Source organism: Herminiimonas aquatilis, assembly GCF_042665175.1.
GTDB classification, from domain to species: domain Bacteria; phylum Pseudomonadota; class Gammaproteobacteria; order Burkholderiales; family Burkholderiaceae_D; genus Oxalicibacterium; species Oxalicibacterium aquatilis.
In genome coordinates this window covers 97,631-115,746 of record NZ_JBHTCC010000005.1, presented here as the reverse complement: position 1 = coordinate 115,746, position 18,116 = coordinate 97,631, and the positions used below count along the sequence as shown (strand labels likewise).

Here is an 18,116-nt window from a genome sequence, read left to right as displayed (position 1 = left end):
ATGTGATGAAAAAATCAGTATTTGTAAATTGAGAGCGATCGTTCAATTTTTATGCGAAGAATCCATGTAAAAACCAACCGGATCCGGTCACGTCATTCATTGTGCGAAGACGGAATATCCAGAGCAATAAATGCTTGTCGTTTTGCGCAATGAAATAATCGCGCGCCGCCAAGCCATCGTCCCACCAACCGGACTCGATCCGTTCCGGCCCTGTCAGTAAGGTCAGCGGACTTTGATAAAACGGTTTGTGCTGACGCGTGATCAAGGCCAGTGGTTTTTGCAGCAGCCAGGTAGGACGGGCACCCGCGCCATGCGGTATGAGCGCGTCCTGCCTATTGTTGCGATGCGTGTTTTGCCGGCCGTGGATGGCTGTGGTGGTTGTACTTTTTTCGGGCCGATGATCGGCAAACATCGAAAGCTGACGCACGGCTTCATTCCCCAGACGGCTCTGCAGGCGTTCTATCAGGCGTCCCGTGCTTTCCGCATCCGATGCCGACGTCGGAAATAATTCGTTATTCGGAGCAGCCTGTTCCGCAATCTGATTGGCCTTCAATGCAATTTCAATCACCGGTGCTATCAAATCGAGTTGCGCCAGCCGCTCACGCAGCAGCAGCGTCAAATGATCGATATCGCGGCTGGGCATGCCGAGCACTATCGTTAGCGGCGTGCTGCGATGATCGCGCTGCCGCGTCGATTCATGATGCAAGAGGAGCGTGATACTGGCGACGGCCGCATGGCGGGCTGCCAGCCAGCCGCCTAATTGCAATAACAGGCGACGCGCGGCGAACAGTAGCGCTTCGGTACTTTCCACCCGCGCCGGCAATTCGAGTCTGGCATCGAACACAATAGGGGCTTCAAACCATTGATGTGCTTCGCTTTCATGGCCATAGGCACGGTCAATTTCGCGCAACATTTCCTTGCCGAAGCGGCGTGTCAGTCCAGCGCGTGGCAATCGCCGCAGTTGGCCGATTGTGCGGCAGCCTATGCCGTTCAGTGTTTCCAGATGGGAACGAGCTGATTCCAGTACCTGCAGCGGCAGTTCATCCAGTGCCGCATCGGCCTGGTCCGATGCAAGGAAAACCCGGGTGCTTTGATCCGATTGCGCACGCAGCCACGCGCCGCTCGCAGTCGGCGCGCTTGCCAGGCGTGCATGCAAACCTAGTTCCATCAAGCCGGACAGCAACGCCGAGGCAATGTTTTGTGTTCCATTGAACAGGCGCAGGCTGGCCGCGACTTCCATCAATAAACCGGAAGAACACAGAACCACATGTGGCGTGAAGTGCAGACTCCACAGTGCGGCTTCGTGCAGTGCTTGCGCCTCCTGCTCACGATCACGTGGAAACGCTTGCAACTCCGCCGTTAAGGCACGCGCGCTGGTTTCCGACATGCCGGGCTGTATGCCCGCTTCTTCGGCACGCTGATTGCACCAGCCTACCAGCTTGCGTTCGCATATGACGACCGGCTGCTCCTGCAGGCAGGCAGGCGCGGCGACAGATGCTAAAACCGCTGCCTCAGCCGCGTCGGATGGATGGCTAAGCCGGCAGCGCAGCGCGGTGTCGAGCGGCAGTTGCGGCAAGTGCAGAGCGATCCACAGCATAGGAAGGGGGGCTGAAAACAGGTTTGCTGAGAACACGGGTTGCGAGTGGCTTGACCAGTATTTCCGGGATGGAAAGCGGCAGCACGATAGGGTCGACATGCACCGGGCCGCGACGCTTGATGATTTCTACCGACATGCGTCCGGCTGGCGATGGCTTGCAGACGAGACGCAAGGGGGCTGGCGACGATTGATCCTGTGCCGATAACGGGCGGAAAACGAAGGTCAACCCTTCGCCACCTGCGGCTGCCAGTTGCAGACGGCGTAAATGATCGGCCCGCGCCTGCGGCAACCAGCACAGCAAAGCGCCAAAGCTGGCACTTTTCAATGCCTGTTCTACGGCCCAAATGCGATCGACCGGTTTGTCCGCCTCAATCAGGATGACGCGTGTCAGGTCAATGCCAAGTTCAGCCAAAGCAGCCGCAAAGGGAATATGTGGCGGTGCCAGCAACACCACGGTTTTTCCTGCTTGTGTGATGCGTGCCAGAGTAGGGGCGAGCAGACGCAATTCGCCTACGCCAGGATTGGCAAGCAGCAGTTCAGTCAAAACGGAAGGCGGCCAGCCACCATGCGGCAACTGCTGATCCAGCTCGCGATAGCCGGAAGAAATCGGCTTGGAACGATATGAACCCATTTGATCGCCCAGCCAGATTGAGTCTGCATGCGACGCAAGTATGGATGAGGTGGAAAAAGGAAGAGCAGAAGCCAGTGCAGCCATAAAACCTCCAAAAGTACTGTTTGGGACAAAACGCCGTTTGCTGGGCGAGTTATTAATATACTGTATATACGTACAGTATAAAAGGTTTAAATGAAGTTTTTTAATAGTTTTACCGGTGTGTTCCGCTAGGGATGGGGCGCTTTATTGTTGATGAAAGGGCAGGAATGCAACATCGCTATTGATAAAAAACAGTCAAATAGTTACTCTATGGAAATATTTAAATTGGTGAATGTTTGTAATCAGGGCTATTGCCCATGCTTGTCGTAACTGACTGCTTTGATTCCCCCCGTTTGAAGAGATGAGCCAATTCATTGGCTAGCCGATATGCGGCTTAAGGTCGCGTGCAAGACTCGCTTTTCTTGCGGCTGTCATGAGATGCGCTACCGATTGGATAAATGCAAGGGCGTTACGTCGACCCTAGCGGGGTTGGGGGAAGCTGGATTTAGCGGAGTTTCTCAGATTATGTTTTGCACTCAAATGAAGAAGAAATGAACGCTCCCATTGCCCATCTGTATTACATCTCCGTGGGAGTATTGCTCATGGCGGCATTTCATGCCGCGCTATTGGCACGCAGCAGTGCCTATACAAGAGCATATTGGGCATTCGCGACTATTTGCCTGTCGTTTTCACTATTCCAGTTTTTCTGCGCAGCGCAGTATGTGGCGATTGATCCACAAGCGGCGATGTCCGCACATAAATGGGTCAATTTTTTCTCGATTTTGATTGTTGCCCTTATTGCCTATCTGGTCGCCTCCATCGAAAATAAACCCAGCTCGTTCATGGTTGCATATGGTGTGGCGGGGCTTGCTGCATTAGTAATCGTAGCCAACTTCCTTAATCCCCTCGGCTACCGCTTTGACAGCTTGCAGCAAGATGGCTTTACTGTATTTCCATGGGGTGAGCAGATCAATATTTTTTCTGGCGAACAGTCGGTGGTCTATCGTTTGATGCGTCTGTTATCCCTGGCAGTACTGGTTTACACCATCGTATTCTCAGTCAGGATACGCAAGCTGGGCGGGCGACTTGCCAATCGCCTGATCTGGATTTCGATCGTTCTTATGCTGGTCACAGCCAGCTTTGCCGGCTTGTCTGATTCCGGTGCCCTGAAAATGCCGTATCTCGGCGGTTTCGGCTTTTTGTTCCTGGTGGCCGGTTTTTCCGTATTGGTCAGAGCCGATGTCTCGAATAGAAAAATAGAGGAAATTCGAATCAATGAAGCGCTGGAGCGTGAGGTCAAGAGTCATAAAATCGCCAACCAGCGGTTCGAACATGCATTACATAATGATCCGCTGACAGGATTGCCGAATCGTGCCGGAGCGCTGATCAGGCTGAATAATCTTATCGATATCAATAAGCTGAATCAAACCAAGTTGGCGGTTTTTTTATTTGATATCGACCAACTTGGCATTATTAACGGCACGCGCGGGCATAAAACGGGTGACCAACTATTGAGAGAGGTTTCGCAACGCCTGCAAAACAATCTCAGGGACAGCGATCTGATCGCAAGACTCGATAGCGGCGGATTCGTGATTGGCGCAAGCGGCCTGAAAGGGGAAAGCTGTGAGGCTTTACTCCATGAAAAGCTGTCTAGCGCCTTGGAGCCTCCATTCGATGTCGCTGGTAGCGTGTTAAAGATGACATTCAGCGCTGGCGTGGCGGTGTTCCCGGATGATGCGGGAATGGCTGAGGATATTCTTGCCGCGGTAGAACTCGCCTTGCATGATGCCAAGAGCAGCGGTCCAGGTAATTTGCGGGTTTTTCATCCTTCTCTAAAAGAAAGCATTCAATCCAGAATTGACTTTGAAAGTGCATTGAAAGAGGCGTTGGAGAAAAAGCAGTTTTTTCTTTGTTATCAACCGCAGGTGCTGGCATCGGATGGGCGCACGGTATGCCTGGAAGCATTGATTCGCTGGCAGCATCCGACTTACGGCCTGGTCATGCCCGACCGGTTTATTCAACTGGCTGAATCGATGGGGCTGATCGCACTGATCGGCGCATGGGTCATTGATTCGGCGTGCGAACAGCTGGCACGCTGGCGCGCCATGGGCTTTGAAGAAGTCAGGGTTGCGGTCAATCTTTCGGCGCAGCAGTTGCTGGATCCCGATCTCGAAGAGACGGTCACCAGAGCGCTGGAGCGCTCGAGTCTGTCGGGTAGTGATCTTGAACTGGAAATTACGGAGTCGGTCCTGATGCAGGATCCGGAAAGATCCATAGAGCGGCTCAGTGCGTTGCGCAAACTTGGTGTGCGCTTATCGATTGACGATTTCGGGACCGGATATTCTTCACTGGGTTACCTGAGGGTGCTTCCCGTACATGCATTCAAGCTGGATCGCAGTTTTGTACGGGATATAGGCAATGGCGGAAAAGACCTGGAAATTTGCGCGACATCGATTGGACTCGCTAAAAACCTAGGACTGGAAATAGTCGCCGAAGGTGTGGAAACCGAAGCGCAAATGCAGCAACTGCGCACATTGGGTTGCCATCTGCTGCAAGGCTACTTTTTTGCTAAACCGCTCATTGTGGAAGCGGCCAGCCACTTTCTCACATCCTGTTCGCATAAAGTGCTAATGCCGCCAGAAGAGATGCAGATGACATTGGGCCTGGCGCGTTAATCTTCGGCCGATGTGCATGCATGTTGTGTGCATCGACCACCTGCATTGCCCTGCGGGATAATATTCCGCAGCATCCCTGAAGCATCACCATCGCATCCCTGCAGTATCACCACCGCATCACCACAGCGTATAAGTCATGATGAACCCGGCCGACACCATCGCGGTTAGTGCCACGGCGAACAAGCTTTCGGCGATACGCGTCAGTAATTGCACGGTGCGCTGGTGTTTGGTGCGTAGCGCCCAAAATACACAATAAGTGCACAAAAGGAAAAGCAGGGCGCTAACCACGAAGATGTCATCCACGACGGTGCCGCCAGTCGTTCTGCCCAATGCTGAAAAAAGGGTGGTGCCAGTGATGCAAAGGCCGGCCATGGTGCCAGAGGTTGAGAGCAGATGGCGCAGCTCTTCGCGTGTATTGTTGTCCATACCAAAAATCCAGAGATCGATTTGCTAATAACTCTGGCGACTGGTTTACGGTTGACCTGGAATTGCAATCGCAGCGTTTTCAACCAAGGTGATTTTTCTGCGCAGTCGTTCTGCGTCAACAGCATCACCGGCTTTTTCTGCGCGCAGTAGTTGCACACCTAACCAAGCGAGCAAGGGCCGTCGCCAACCTTGGGCAGAAGCGGTATCCACGGCGAGTTTCAATACTGCAGGTGTAGCCCGATCGCTGCGGAACAGGACGCCGGCTGCAACCAGTTGCGCCAAGGGATCTTCGATACTTTGCAGCGCGGCAGCTGCTCCCGGATCGGAAATCGCCGCAGCGACCGTGCGGTGCTGTGACGGTAGCAAGGCAATATCCTGCGGTTTGATTTTACCTGCCAGATAATCGGCATAAGCGCGCTCAGGTGCCGCAGCATCTGCCCGCAGTTTTTCGAAACCCTCACATTCTTCGATGACGAGGCTGGCGAGTCGGCTGGCACAGCGTGTCAGTTCGAGGCGTGCCATCAGGTCGGCCCGTCCGGTGCGACTGATTTCGCTGCGTGCCAGCTTGAACTCCTGCGTTTCTGCGCGCACATTTCCTTCCAGATAAGCGGCAGTGGCGCGCTCTACTGAAGTCTTGGCGTTCATTTGCCAGTCGGGTACAGGCTTGCCTGCGCATGCACTCAATAGTGCGAGCAGGCAGAGCGGCAAGGCGAGGCGCGTACAAGATGAGGATGAGATCATGGCAGGGTCAGCTCCGTGTCGCGTGCAAAAGGCCATTTTCGGTTGATTTCAGTGACCAATTGATCGACCTTGCGCAGGCTGCGATCGACATCCGTGCGCAAAACATCCAGATCGCTGGTGGCTATTTTGGCATTGGCACTGATCGCTTGCGCATCGACCAATACCGCATCGACTTTTTTCAGACTGGCTCTGGCTTCGCTCAACATGGCATTGAGCTGAACGATGGTGGCCTGGCTATTGCCATCCTTGCCGAAAATCTGATTGTCGGCCTTGAGCAGCAAACCATCGACCTTGCTCAGTACGTTATTGGCTTTGTCCAGTGTCGCCAGCAATTTTTGCGCATCCTTTTCATTTCCCATCAGGCCGCCTAGTGCACCGTGCGGACCGTTGAATTTTTCTGTCAAACCCTGCAAATTGCTCAGGCTGCTACTGAGTGCAGATTCAGCAGCGGTCAGACCGTTCAGGTTGGCAATCAATTCTTTGGCAGAGGCAACCAGCAAAGGGATTTCTGCTGTGACATCGCCTATCAGTAGAGTGCGCTCTGCACCGGGTGGCAAAGGCGGATCGGTGGGGACGCCGGTATATGCCCGCATGCGTGTACTGCCGACAATGCCGCGTTCCATCGCGAAGACACTGGAAGTACGCAGCCAATGCGCATCTTTTTCAGCGACGTCGACGATCATGCGTGCCTTGCCTTCCTTGCTGAGCTCGATGCGACTGACGCGCCCGATGGGAAATCCGGAAAAGGTCAGGTCCATGCCGACGACCACGCCTTCCGAATCGTCAGCCAGCAAGACCAACTCTTGCGTTGTCTCAAAAGCGCCGCGTGCATACATCAGGTATGCCGCCGAGCCGCATACCAGCGCGATGAGGAATAGCAGCAGGATGGCTGCCTTGAGTTCGAGATTGTTCGGCTTCGCCTGCACGGTCGGCAGCGGAGCGGGGCTGGGTAACTGGCTTGAGTTGTCAGGACGTTCTTGCATGGATATCAGATGCCCTATAAGAATTAATAATAGTTACCCAGCAGCGAAGCAACTTCAATCAGCAAAATGACGAAGAACAATCGCACCATTGCCGCCAGTTCATTCGCGGCTTTGGAACGGCTGTGCAATGGCGTTTCACGCGTATCGTAAAGCGATGAAGCCAGCGGGCTCAACGATACGGCCAGGCTGAAGAAAATGGTCTTCAGCATGAAAATCATCGACACTGCGGGGTTGAATATTTGTCCCACCACGCGCGTATAGCCGGGTAAGGCCCAATGCGTAAAACCGTAAATCGACAGGTAGGCCAGAATCAGAGAAAGCACGCAGCTGACCGCAGCCAGCATCAAGACCGAAAACATGCCTGCCACTGCACGCGGGAAAAATTCGCGTCGTATCGGATCCACGCCTTGCAGTTCCAGCTGCGCAAGATCGCCGCGCCTGCGCATTTCAGCCAATTCCACACCGTCCGGCAAGGTACGACGCAAGGCAACGAATAATGCAGCAGTCAGCGGAATCAGTTCCAGCACCAATACGCGCACGACCATTTCCAACGCATATTTGGAGAGCCCGTAACTCAAGGCAGTGACAACCACGATACGTATCAGGATCAGGCTGACCAAAGAGGTCAGTACGGAAAACCAGATCAGGTTCTGCAAGGTGCCGAGTACGATCTGATAGGCAATCGCATGCCGGTTCTCGCGCTGATAAGTTGCAGGCGACAGTGCCAGCGATAGCACCAGCATGCCGAACAGCACGATGCGCCAGCCGCTGATCAGCCATCGCAAGGTGGTACGACCCATATGCCAGAAAGTACTGAATGGGGATGCTTTGATCATCATGCGAACATGGTAGCAGTGAAATGCGCGTCTTTACATCGCTCATCTCAGTGTCCGCCGGCTTTTGACTTTGTTGCAGGATCGCACCACACTGCATCTTTATCGATGGCAATGTGATCGAGGGCTACACGGATATTTTTAATCGGCTCATTCAATTCATGGATTTTTTCACTCCCGAACGCATAGAAAAGACCAAAGCGCTTGCGCGAGATGGCAAGCCTTTCATCTTTGATGATGGTGATATGCGTACCTTGCATTTCAATGAACAGGTCGTGCAAAGCGCGATGCGTTTGTCCGCTCCGGACGAGTTGGTTATTCCATATACGCAGGCAATGGCCGGATTCCTGTCTCTGCATCCGCTCCCGCAGCACATCCTGATGATCGGTTTGGGCGGCGGCTCTCTGGCCAAATACTGCTATCGGTACATCCCATCGGCGCGCATCACGGTAGTGGAATCGAATGCCGATGTGCTGTCGATGCGTGATCAATTTATGGTTCCGCCAGACGATGCACGCTTGCGAGTAGTACACGCGGACGCAATTTCTTGTATCGAGAGCCTTGCAGTCGGCTCGGTCGATGTAATCATGCTGGATGGCTTTGATGCGTCAGGAACGCCGCCTACGCTTCGCTCATCGGATTTTTTCATGAACTGCAAAGCCGTTCTCGATGATCGCGGTGTATTGATCACAAATATGGGGGATCAACACGCCCATATAGTCGGTACCGTGACGCAGGGGCAGCGCGTGTTTGGTGCATTTCATCATTGGTGGTTCAAGCTGGCAATGGATAACAGTCATATTGCAATTGCGGTGAATGCTGATGATGACGCAGTCAGTGATGCTCGCTTGCGCACTGCAGCACTGAATATCGCTGAACAGTTCTCACTCGAACTTGTTTATCCGAAGAATCTGATGCAGGAATAATCTGACACAGGAATAAAATTTCCTGTGAGGCCCTGAAGAGCTGCTACCCTCTTCGTTGCTGGTACGATTAAGCAGATATTCGCAGATGTCCGAAGCAAAATTCAGCTCCACACGCGCCAAATCACCATGATTCGATTGCAAATCGATCTTGCCGCAAGTCAAATAGTTGGGAACTACTGCTCAGTTTTTGCCTCCAACTGAGCAAAATGTGGACCACCATGTCAATCTAAAAGCCGCTTAAGCGGGAGGAAAAAATATGGTCAGTACTATCCTGACGCATGCCCAACCGGCATGTGCAGCGCGATCTTTCGCCGTCCGTAAAATGCAGTTGCCTCACATCGAGGCATCCTGTCCGTGTCTGCATCCGGCGGCTTCTTCGGCGCATATCGAATGTGAAAAAAGCGGGGGTGTCTTTGCTTAATTCCATTCTTCAATACATTCGATTTGGTTCCGTATCCAAGACTGACGAAAACTTTCCTGACGAGCCGCCGCGTGCTGAGATTTTCAGCGCGGAGAAGCTCGAATCTCACGCCACCCATCTGGCGACTATACAAAAAATAGGCAATGCACCACATCGCTTATCCATTTCTGCGATGGCGCGTGCAGATGGCCGCACGTTGATTGCTGCGCATGCTGCGATAGAGCGTGCAGCTACTGAGCGGCGCGCGATTACGTCAGCAGCAGAATGGTTGCTCGATAACCTACATGTGGTGCAGGAAAATGTCACTGGCGTGGTCGAAAATATGTCGCGCCGCGTGTACAAATCATTGCCCAAGCTGACGGACGGCGAATATGCAGGCATGCCAAGAATTTATGGTTTGTGCTGGGAATTTGCTGCGCATACCGACAATCACTTCGATACCGATTTATTTCTGCGTTTTGTCCGCGCGTATCAACGCGTCCAGCCATTGACGATGGCTGAGTTGTGGACGTTGCCTGTAGTCATGCGTGCGGTCTTGCTGGTGCATTTGCGTCGGGTGGCAATGCGTGTGGTCAGGGCCCAGGCAGCGCGGCAAGCTGCCGATGATCTGGCCAACGAACTGATCGCGATTGCACAAAAGACACCAGAAAAAGAGCAGCCGGCGATTGTGTTGCCTGCCGGACATTTGCGTCAGCCTTTTGTTGTACAACTGGTGCAAAGGCTACGTTACCAGCAACCGGGTTTTACACCCTTGCTGGATGCGCTCGGTACGCGATTGGTTGATCAAAACCTCACCATTGACGACCTGGTATTACGCGAGCATACAACGCAAGTTGCTTCCAATCAGACCATACGCAACATCATTACCAGCATGCGCGGCATTGCGGCTTTCGACTGGCGTACATTCTTTGAATCAGTCAGCCTGGTCGAACAAAAACTGCAAACCTTGCCAGCCTATGCGGTACTTGATTTTCTGACGCGTGATCGTTATCGCAAGATCATTCAGCAAATCGCACTGAATGCACGCTATTCAGAGCAACAGATTGCGGATGCCTTGGTACGCAAGATCGAGTTTCACCGCAGCCAGATGCAGCATGACGACGTCGTGGCCGACGAACGCGCACTTGACCCGGGTCATTACCTGCTGGCCGGCGGCCGCAATGACCTTGAAGCAGAACTTGGTTATAAACCGCATTTTTCACAAAAATTCAAACGCCATTACATTGCACATGCCAGCCTGTATTACCCGCTGACGATCATCACTGTCGCCTGCGTTTTACTGGCACTGCCGCTGTTGAGCGTGCATGACAATCTGGTGCCGCCTGTGGTTCTGGCATTGCTGATGATGGCCGGTTTTTTCCCGGCTTCGGACATTGCGATTACGGTAGCGAACAAGATCTTGATGCGACTGTTCTGGCCACGTCATTTGCCGCGCCTGGAGCTGGAAGATATTTCGGCAAGCTTGCGTACATTCGTGGCCGTCCCCGTGATGTTGACCAGCGACGAGGGGATAGAAGAAGAGGTGCGCCAACTGGAAGCGCATTACCTTGCCAATCCGGATGGGGAAGTCTATTTCACGCTGCTCTCGGATTGGGCAGATGCAAAACAGGAGCATATGCCGCAGGATCTGTACCTGCTGGAAAAAGCACGCAGGGATATCGCCGAATTGAACGCTCGTTATGGACCCAGTGTCAGCGGCCAGACGCGTTTTTACATACTGCACAGGAGGCGTTTGTGGAATGCGGCAGAAGATCGCTGGATGGGCTGGGAACGCAAGCGCGGCAAGCTGCATGAATTCAACCGATTGCTGCGCGATGCGCACGATACCTCGTTCTTGCTTGATGCCATTCCACTACCACAGCATGTGCGTTATGTGATCACGCTGGACGCCGATACGCGCATGCCGATCGGCGCCTTGCGCGCCCTGGTGGGTGTGGCTGCGCATCCTTTGAACCAGCCGCGCCATGATCCGGAAACCGATCAAGTGATAGAAGGTTACGGCATCTTGCAGCCGCGCATCACGCCGACCTTGCCGATGCGGCAGGAACGCACATTGTATCGGCGCTTTTTCTCGGCGCGCGGTGGTATCGATCCTTACGGCGGCGCCGTACCTGATGTGTATCAGGACGTATTTGGCTGGGGCAGTTATTCCGGCAAGGGTTTGTACGATGTCGATGCGTTCGAGCGTGCGCTTGCCGGCAAGGTGCCGGAAAACACCATGCTCAGCCATGATCTGTTTGAAGGTGCCTTGGCGCGGGTAGCGCTGGTCAATGACGTAGAGCTGTTTGAAGATTTCCCGTCGCATGTCGAAGAAGCTGCTGCACGCCAGCATCGCTGGACCCGTGGCGATTGGCAATTGTTGCCGTGGTTGCTCAATGGCGGTCGCGCGTCTATGTCTATTATCGATCGATTGAAGATCGTCGATAACATGCGGCGCTCCCTGATGGCGCCGGCGATTCTGGTGTTGCTGGTGACGGCGTTCTGCCTGCCGTCTTCGCCGATCTGGCCGTGGCTGGTGCTGGGCATAGTCGGCCTGGCTGCGCCCTCGGTATTCCAGTTTGTATCGGATATCCTGCCGCATCGCGATGACTTGTCATTCAAGGCGCACTGGCGGCGCGGGCTGGCCGTGTTGCCTGACACTGTTGCAGTGGTATTCATTTCGCTGGCGGTGCTGGCGCAACATGCGTGGCTGATGCTGGATGCGATATTCCGTACCTTGGTGCGCCTGATGTTTACGCGCAAGAAGTTGCTGCAATGGGTAACCTCGGCCCAAGTCAGGAAATCCAAGCAATATTCGATTTCCAGTTTTGCATGGCGTGGGCGTATGGGTGTGCTGTTGGCGCTGGCGATAGCCGGGATTGTGTATCTGGCCAATCCGGGTCGCTGGACGCTGGTGTTACCACTCTGCGTACTGTGGTTCTTGAGCCCGCTTATCGCACGCTGGATCAGTCTGCCGCCGGTCGACAAGAACCTCGAACTGCTGGACGCGGATGAAGAAACCGAATTGCGCCTGACGGCACGACGCACCTGGCGCTTCTTCACGACATTTGTGGTCGCCCAGGATAATTACCTGCCGCCGGATAACTTCCAGGAAAAACCGCATCCGGTCATTGCGCATCGCACGTCGCCGACCAATTTCGGCCTGTATCTGCTTTCTGTCGCTACCGCCCGCGATTTTGGCTGGCTGGGTTTGGCCGACATGATGCAGCGACTGGAAGAAACCATGGAGACGCTGCAGAAGTTGCCGCGTTATCACGGGCATTTTTTCAACTGGTATGAAACCGAAAGGCTGGAAGTTTTATTGCCGCGCTATATCTCGACTGTAGATAGCGGCAATCTGGCTGGCCATCTGTTCGTGTTGGCGCAGGCTTGCAAGGATGCGCGTGAACAATCCGTGTTGCGGCCGGGTGTCGCTGCCGGTATCGGCGATACGGTGCTGTTACTGCGTTTTGCGATTGAAGGTGTAGGCCGCGAATTGCGTACGCAAACCGTCAGTATCGCGGAGCTGCGCAAAAACACAGATCAATTCAGTGATCTGTTACTGGCAAATGGCGGTGATTTTTCGAATTATGCCGGCTGGCAAAAACTGGCCGAGCGGGCAGAAGACCTGGTGGATCTGGCGCAGGCATTTTCTGTCGAAATCGAGATGCCCGACAATGAGGTACTGACGTGGGCGCATGAATTGCGCGAAGCGGTGCGTACGCATTGCGCCGATTTTGTTGCGGTGGTGCCGTGGGCACATCTGGAAGCGCAGGATCACGAACATAAACAGAACGAAGAACTGTGGCAGCTCATCAATGCACACATGGCTACGGATATGGCACTGGAAGATTTGCCCGAGCGTTATGCGTCGGCGCGGATGGAAGTCGCTCGCTTGTTCTCATCGCAAAACCGGCTCGATCCCGATGTGATGTCGCAAGCTCTGTTTGACGAGCTCGATACGGTATTGAATCAGTCCATGCTGTTGTCCACCAAATGGCTGTGGCGTCTGGAAACGCTGGAACATGCAGCGCGTGAAATGGCCACTGACATGGATTTCCGCTTCCTGATGTCGCCTGAACGCAAGCTGTTTTCCATCGGTTATAACGCCGATGAAGGACGTCTGGACGATAGTTATTACGATTTGCTTGCGTCCGAAGCAAGACTCGCCAGTTTGGTCACGATCGCCGATCGCCAGGTATCGCCATCGCATTGGTTCCGCCTTGGTCGACGCATGCTGCCCGGTCCTGACGGTCCGGTGCTGGCTTCGTGGTCGGGTTCGATGTTCGAATATCTGATGCCGGCGCTGGTAATTTCGTCGCCGCGCGGCAGCATGCTGGATCAAACCTGCCGCGGCATTATTGAGCGGCAAATCGAATACGGCAAAGAGCGCAAGGTGCCGTGGGGTGTTTCCGAGTCGGCAATGAATGTGCGTGACCGTGCCTTTACCTATCAATATTCCGCATTCGGCGTGCCTGGCCTGGGCTTGAAACGCGGACTGGAAAAAGACATTGTCATCGCTCCCTATGCGACCGGTCTGGCTGCCATGTATATGCCGAAAAGCGCCGTGGCTAATTTCCGCCGACTGACAAACATGGGTGCGGTTGGACGTTATGGTTTTTATGAAGCGCTGGATTTCACGCCTGGCCGCCGTGCAGAAAATCAGACGATGGCAATCGTGTATGCCTACATGGCGCATCATCAGGGCATGTTGCTGGTTGCACTTGGCAATGTCATCAATAAAAACGTGATGCGTCATCGCTTCCATCGTGAACCTATTATTCGCTCTGCGGAATTGCTCCTGCATGAATCGCAACCGCGCTGGATACAGCCGGCTTCGCTGGCACTGCGCGATGATCTTGAACGACCTACCGTGGTCGCGCCCGAATCAGGTGTGGCGCGCCATTTCGACAGTGCAATGACGGCGACGCCAGAAACGCAATTACTGTCGAACGGACATTACGCGGTGATGCTGACGGCTGCCGGCTCCGGCTACAGCCTGTGGGACAAACTCGCAGTCACGCGCTGGCGTGAAGATGCAACGCGCGATCAATGGGGCAGCCATCTGTATCTGCGTGATTCGGACAGCGGCAAATTCTGGTCGGCCTGTTATCAGCCGACTGCAGTTGAGCCGGATTCCTATCAGGTCAAATTTGCCGAAGATCGTGCGCGTATCTCGCGTGTGGATGGCACGATTTCCAGCATGCTGGAAGTGATCGTGTCGCCGGAAGATGATGCCGAGCTGCGCCGCCTGACGCTGACCAACAACGGCACGCGTGCCCGCACCATAGAAGTCACTTCGTATATGGAAGTCTTGCTGGCACCAGTTGCGGCAGATGCCGCTCATCCTGCCTTCTCAAATCTGTTCGTCGAAACCGAATACCTGCATGAGGTGCGGGGCTTGCTGGCATCGCGCCGTCCGCGCAAGGATGGCGAAACACGCCCATGGGCCGCGCATGTAGTGGCGCGTGGCGAGGGTAGCAGTGCCATCGGGATTGAATATGAAACCGACAGGGCGCGGTTCGTCGGACGCGGACAGGGCATCAACAGACCGCGTTCGATCAGCGATGGTCGTCCATTGTCGAACACGGTCGGTGCCGTACTCGATCCGATTTTCAGTCTGCGTGTGCGCGTGCGGATAGAGCCGGGAGAAGTATCGCACCTGGTATTCACCACGATGGCGGCGAACTCGCGTCAACAGATCATCTGTCTGGCTGACAAATATCACGATGGTTCAACCTTTGCGCGGATATCCGCGTTGGTGTGGACGCATGCACAAGTGCAGTTGCATTATCTGCGCATCGAACATTACGAAGCGGAATTGTTCCAGCATATGGCGAGCCGGATCTTGTTTTCCGATACGTCGTCACGCGCCAGCCGGCGTGTGATTCGGGCGATGTCCTTGAGCCATTCCGGTTTGTGGGGGCAAGGGATTTCCGGCGACAGGCCAATCCTCTTGCTGCGCATGGCCAAGCAGGAAGACTTGCGACTGGTGTCGCAATTGCTGCGCGCGCAAGAATACTGGCGCATGAAGCAATTGCCGGTCGATCTGGTCATCCTGAATGAAAAAGGCGCTTCTTATGCGCAAGAGTTGCAGGTATCGATGGAAAGCATGGTGCGTGCGGCGCAAGCGTTTTCGGCGCAGCAGGAACAGGCTGAGCGTGGCGGTGCCTATATCGTGCGCGCCGATTTGATTACTGACGATGAGCGCACCTTGCTGCTGGCGTCTGCGCGCGTGGTGCTGGAAGGCGGGCAGGGTAGCCTGGCCGAACAGATGCAACCGCGTACCGATAGCGATATCGATGCCCCTTTCTCATGGCTGGAGCGCGACGTACGCGCACCGCAAGGCGCGCCTGCCGGACCGGCACCGCAACTGACCTTGTTCAATGGTCTGGGTGGCTTCGATCAGAACGGCCGCGAATACGTGATCGTGCTCGGACAGGATCAGGAAACGCCGGCGCCGTGGATCAATGTCATCGCCAATCCCGTTTTCGGATTTACCGTTTCCGAGCGGGGTGCAGGTTATACGTGGAGTTTGAACAGCCGCGAAAACAAATTGACGCCGTGGTCGAATGATCCGGTGTCCGATCCATCCGGCGAAGCATTCTATATACGCGATGAAGATAATGGCGCGTTGTGGAGCCCTACCATGTCGCCGATACGCGTGCCGAACGCAACGTATACGACACGACACGGGCAGGGATATAGCCGCTTCGAATTGACCTGCAGCGGCATCACCAGCGAGTTGCTGCAGTTTGTCAGTTGGGACGATCCGGTCAAGATCTGCCGCCTGCGTTTGAAAAACGTCTCGCGTAATCCGCGTCGCTTGTCGCTGACGTCTTATGTCGAATGGGTACTGGGTGCTGCACGTACTAATAACATGCCCTTTATCGTGACTGAACGCGATGCGGAAAGCGGCGCGATTTTTGCACGCAATTCGTGGAATATCGAATTCGGTCAACGAGTGGCATTCGTCGATCTGTGCGGCAGTCAAACCGCGTGGACCGCCGATCGCAAGGAGTTCATAGGCCGCAACGGCAATATGCAAAAGCCGGCCGGCCTGATACTTGGCCATAGCCTTTCGAATCGTGTCGGCGCCGGTTTCGACCCTTGCGGTGCATTGCAGACCCTGGTCGAAATTGCCCCGGGTGCGGAAACCGATATTGTCTTCCTGATGGGACAGGCCGATAGCGCTGACGCCGCGCGCGAACTGGTACAACGCTATCGTGCTGCCGATATCGATCAAGTGTTTGCGACCAGTCAGCGCAACTGGAGCGAGATCCTGCATACGGTACAGGTGGAAACGCCGGACCGCTCGATGGATTATTTGCTCAACGGCTGGCTCTTGTATCAAACCCTGAGTTGCCGTTTCTGGGCACGCACCGCGTTTTATCAGGCGGGTGGCGCTTACGGCTTCCGTGATCAATTGCAGGATACGCAGGCGCTGGCGCTGGTCGCCCCCAAGCTTGCACGCGATCAAATTTTGCGTGCATCGTCGCGGCAATTCCCGGAAGGCGATGTCCAGCATTGGTGGCATCCGCCTAGCGGACGCGGCGTGCGTACGCATATTTCAGATGACTTGATCTGGCTGCCGTATTGCGCTGCACATTACGCGGACGTGACTGGCGACACGCAGATTTATGACGAAATGATTCCTTTCCTTGAAGGTGATTTACTGCCGCTGGAGAAGGAAGACAATTATTTCGAAGCGAAAATTTCTGATGAAAAGGCTAGCGTCTACGAGCATTGCGCACGTGCGCTGGATCACAGCCTGCGTGTCGGTCCGCATGGTTTGCCGTTGATGGGCGGCGGCGACTGGAACGACGGCATGAATCGCGTCGGTCACGAAGGCAAGGGCGAAAGCGTCTGGCTCGCGTGGTTCCTGTATGCGACGCTGCTGCGCTTTGCTCCGGTAGCCGAGGTACGTGGCGATCAGGTGCGCGTCACGCGCTGGCTGCAACACGCCGAGAAATTGAAGGAAGCGACCGAGAAGCATGCATGGGATGGCGCATGGTATCGACGCGCGTATTTCGATGACGGCACGCCGCTCGGCTCGGCCAGCAATGCGGAATGCCGTATCGATTCGATTGCACAAAGCTGGTCGGTGATTTCAGGTGCTGGAGACCCTGGGCGATCGCAGCGTGCAATGGAATCGGTCGATCAGTACCTGATACGTCCCGGCGATGATCTGATCCTGCTGTTCACGCCGCCATTCGACAAGACCCCGCTAGATCCCGGCTATATCAAGGGTTATCTGCCCGGCGTACGCGAAAACGGCGGACAGTACACGCATGCTGCAGTGTGGTGCCTGATCGCTTATTCGATGATGGGCAAGGGTAGCCAGGCGCACGATCTGTTCAAGATGATCAACCCCGCCAATCGCACCAGCACGCGCACCGGGATGGCGGCATACAAGGTGGAACCGTACGCGGTTGCCGCCGACATCTATGCCGAGTCGCCGCATGTACGTCGCGGTGGCTGGACCTGGTATACCGGTGCGGCAGGTTGGTTATATCGTGCTGGCGTCGAGTTCATCCTCGGCTTGCAGGTCAGGGCCGACAAGCTTAGCCTGGACCCATGCCTGCCGCCGGAATGGCGCAATGCAAAGTTGCACTATCGGTACGGTCGTTCGATGTATCACATCAACGTCGTCAACCCAGATGGCGTCAGCAAAGGCGTGGTGCGGGTAGAACTTGATGGCGTTGCGGTGGCAGACAAAGTAGTGGGCATGTTCGACGATGGCGCTACGCATACGGTGACAGTTGTGATGGGGCTTGATCAACTGACGTAATAAATTGAATTAATGAGTTAACGTAAATTCGCTGTTTACGGTACAGCTGGTAACGCCAGCTGTACCGTTTTATTTTGTCTTACGTATTTGTA

Annotated in this window: 9 protein-coding genes; 3 read left to right on the top strand and 6 right to left on the bottom strand. The window is 54.7% G+C overall.

Going from position 1 to position 18,116, the window contains the following annotated elements; genetic code table 11:
- Nucleotides 1–49: 49 nt before the first annotated feature.
- Both ACFQO0_RS16380 and imuA read right to left on the bottom strand, forming a co-directional pair.
- Nucleotides 50–1,597, bottom strand: coding sequence for a Y-family DNA polymerase (locus ACFQO0_RS16380; protein WP_382236817.1), 1,548 nt, complete (start codon nucleotides 1,595–1,597; stop codon nucleotides 50–52).
- Nucleotides 1,533–2,312, bottom strand: a complete 780-nt coding sequence (imuA, locus tag ACFQO0_RS16375) for a translesion DNA synthesis-associated protein ImuA (protein ID WP_382236814.1) — start codon at nucleotides 2,310–2,312, stop codon at nucleotides 1,533–1,535. The genes ACFQO0_RS16380 and imuA overlap by 65 nt, the downstream gene beginning before the upstream one ends.
- 488 nt (nucleotides 2,313–2,800) lie before the next feature.
- Here imuA and ACFQO0_RS16370 point away from each other — a divergent pair, with 488 nt between their 5' ends.
- On the top strand, nucleotides 2,801–4,924 hold the full coding sequence (locus tag ACFQO0_RS16370; RefSeq protein WP_382236811.1) for a putative bifunctional diguanylate cyclase/phosphodiesterase: 2,124 nt from the start codon (nucleotides 2,801–2,803) through the stop codon (nucleotides 4,922–4,924).
- A gap of 117 nt (nucleotides 4,925–5,041) precedes the next feature.
- Here ACFQO0_RS16370 and ACFQO0_RS16365 read toward each other — a convergent pair whose 3' ends face one another.
- Genes ACFQO0_RS16365 through ACFQO0_RS16350 form a run of 4 tightly spaced genes read right to left on the bottom strand, consistent with a single transcriptional unit; the run spans nucleotide 5,042 to nucleotide 7,913 of the window.
- Nucleotides 5,042–5,350 (bottom strand): hypothetical protein, encoded by a 309-nt coding sequence (locus ACFQO0_RS16365; protein WP_382236808.1) that lies wholly within the window; start codon nucleotides 5,348–5,350, stop codon nucleotides 5,042–5,044.
- 45 nt (nucleotides 5,351–5,395) lie between these two features.
- Nucleotides 5,396–6,091, bottom strand: a complete 696-nt coding sequence (locus ACFQO0_RS16360; RefSeq protein ID WP_382236805.1) for a hypothetical protein — start codon at nucleotides 6,089–6,091, stop codon at nucleotides 5,396–5,398.
- Nucleotides 6,088–7,074 (bottom strand): MlaD family protein, encoded by a 987-nt coding sequence (locus ACFQO0_RS16355; protein WP_382236802.1) that lies wholly within the window; start codon nucleotides 7,072–7,074, stop codon nucleotides 6,088–6,090. Before ACFQO0_RS16355 ends, ACFQO0_RS16360 begins: the two co-directional genes overlap by 4 nt.
- Nucleotides 7,075–7,097: 23 nt before the next feature.
- Nucleotides 7,098–7,913, bottom strand: coding sequence for an MlaE family ABC transporter permease (locus ACFQO0_RS16350; protein WP_382236799.1), 816 nt, complete (start codon nucleotides 7,911–7,913; stop codon nucleotides 7,098–7,100).
- 155 nt (nucleotides 7,914–8,068) lie between these two features.
- Here ACFQO0_RS16350 and ACFQO0_RS16345 point away from each other — a divergent pair, with 155 nt between their 5' ends.
- Nucleotides 8,069–8,833: a fused MFS/spermidine synthase gene (locus ACFQO0_RS16345; protein WP_382236796.1), complete on the top strand. Its 765-nt coding sequence runs from the start codon at nucleotides 8,069–8,071 to the stop codon at nucleotides 8,831–8,833.
- A 407-nt stretch (nucleotides 8,834–9,240) separates the two neighbouring features.
- Nucleotides 9,241–18,024, top strand: coding sequence for a glycoside hydrolase family 94 protein (locus ACFQO0_RS16340; RefSeq protein WP_382236793.1), 8,784 nt, complete (start codon nucleotides 9,241–9,243; stop codon nucleotides 18,022–18,024).
- Nucleotides 18,025–18,116: the final 92 nt, after the last annotated feature.

What these genes read in the sequence shown, in the direction of transcription:
- ACFQO0_RS16345 (WP_382236796.1), top strand. Translation starts at nt 8,069, where the DNA reads ATGGATTTTTTCACTCCCGAACGCATAGAAAAGACCAAAGCGCTTGCG.
- ACFQO0_RS16355 (WP_382236802.1), bottom strand. Translation starts at nt 7,074, where the DNA reads ATGCAAGAACGTCCTGACAACTCAAGCCAGTTACCCAGCCCCGCTCCG.
- ACFQO0_RS16365 (WP_382236808.1), bottom strand. Translation starts at nt 5,350, where the DNA reads ATGGACAACAATACACGCGAAGAGCTGCGCCATCTGCTCTCAACCTCT.
- ACFQO0_RS16360 (WP_382236805.1), bottom strand. Translation starts at nt 6,091, where the DNA reads ATGATCTCATCCTCATCTTGTACGCGCCTCGCCTTGCCGCTCTGCCTG.
- imuA (WP_382236814.1), bottom strand. Translation starts at nt 2,312, where the DNA reads ATGGCTGCACTGGCTTCTGCTCTTCCTTTTTCCACCTCATCCATACTT.
- ACFQO0_RS16370 (WP_382236811.1), top strand. Translation starts at nt 2,801, where the DNA reads ATGAACGCTCCCATTGCCCATCTGTATTACATCTCCGTGGGAGTATTG.
- ACFQO0_RS16380 (WP_382236817.1), bottom strand. Translation starts at nt 1,597, where the DNA reads ATGCTGTGGATCGCTCTGCACTTGCCGCAACTGCCGCTCGACACCGCG.
- ACFQO0_RS16350 (WP_382236799.1), bottom strand. Translation starts at nt 7,913, where the DNA reads ATGATGATCAAAGCATCCCCATTCAGTACTTTCTGGCATATGGGTCGT.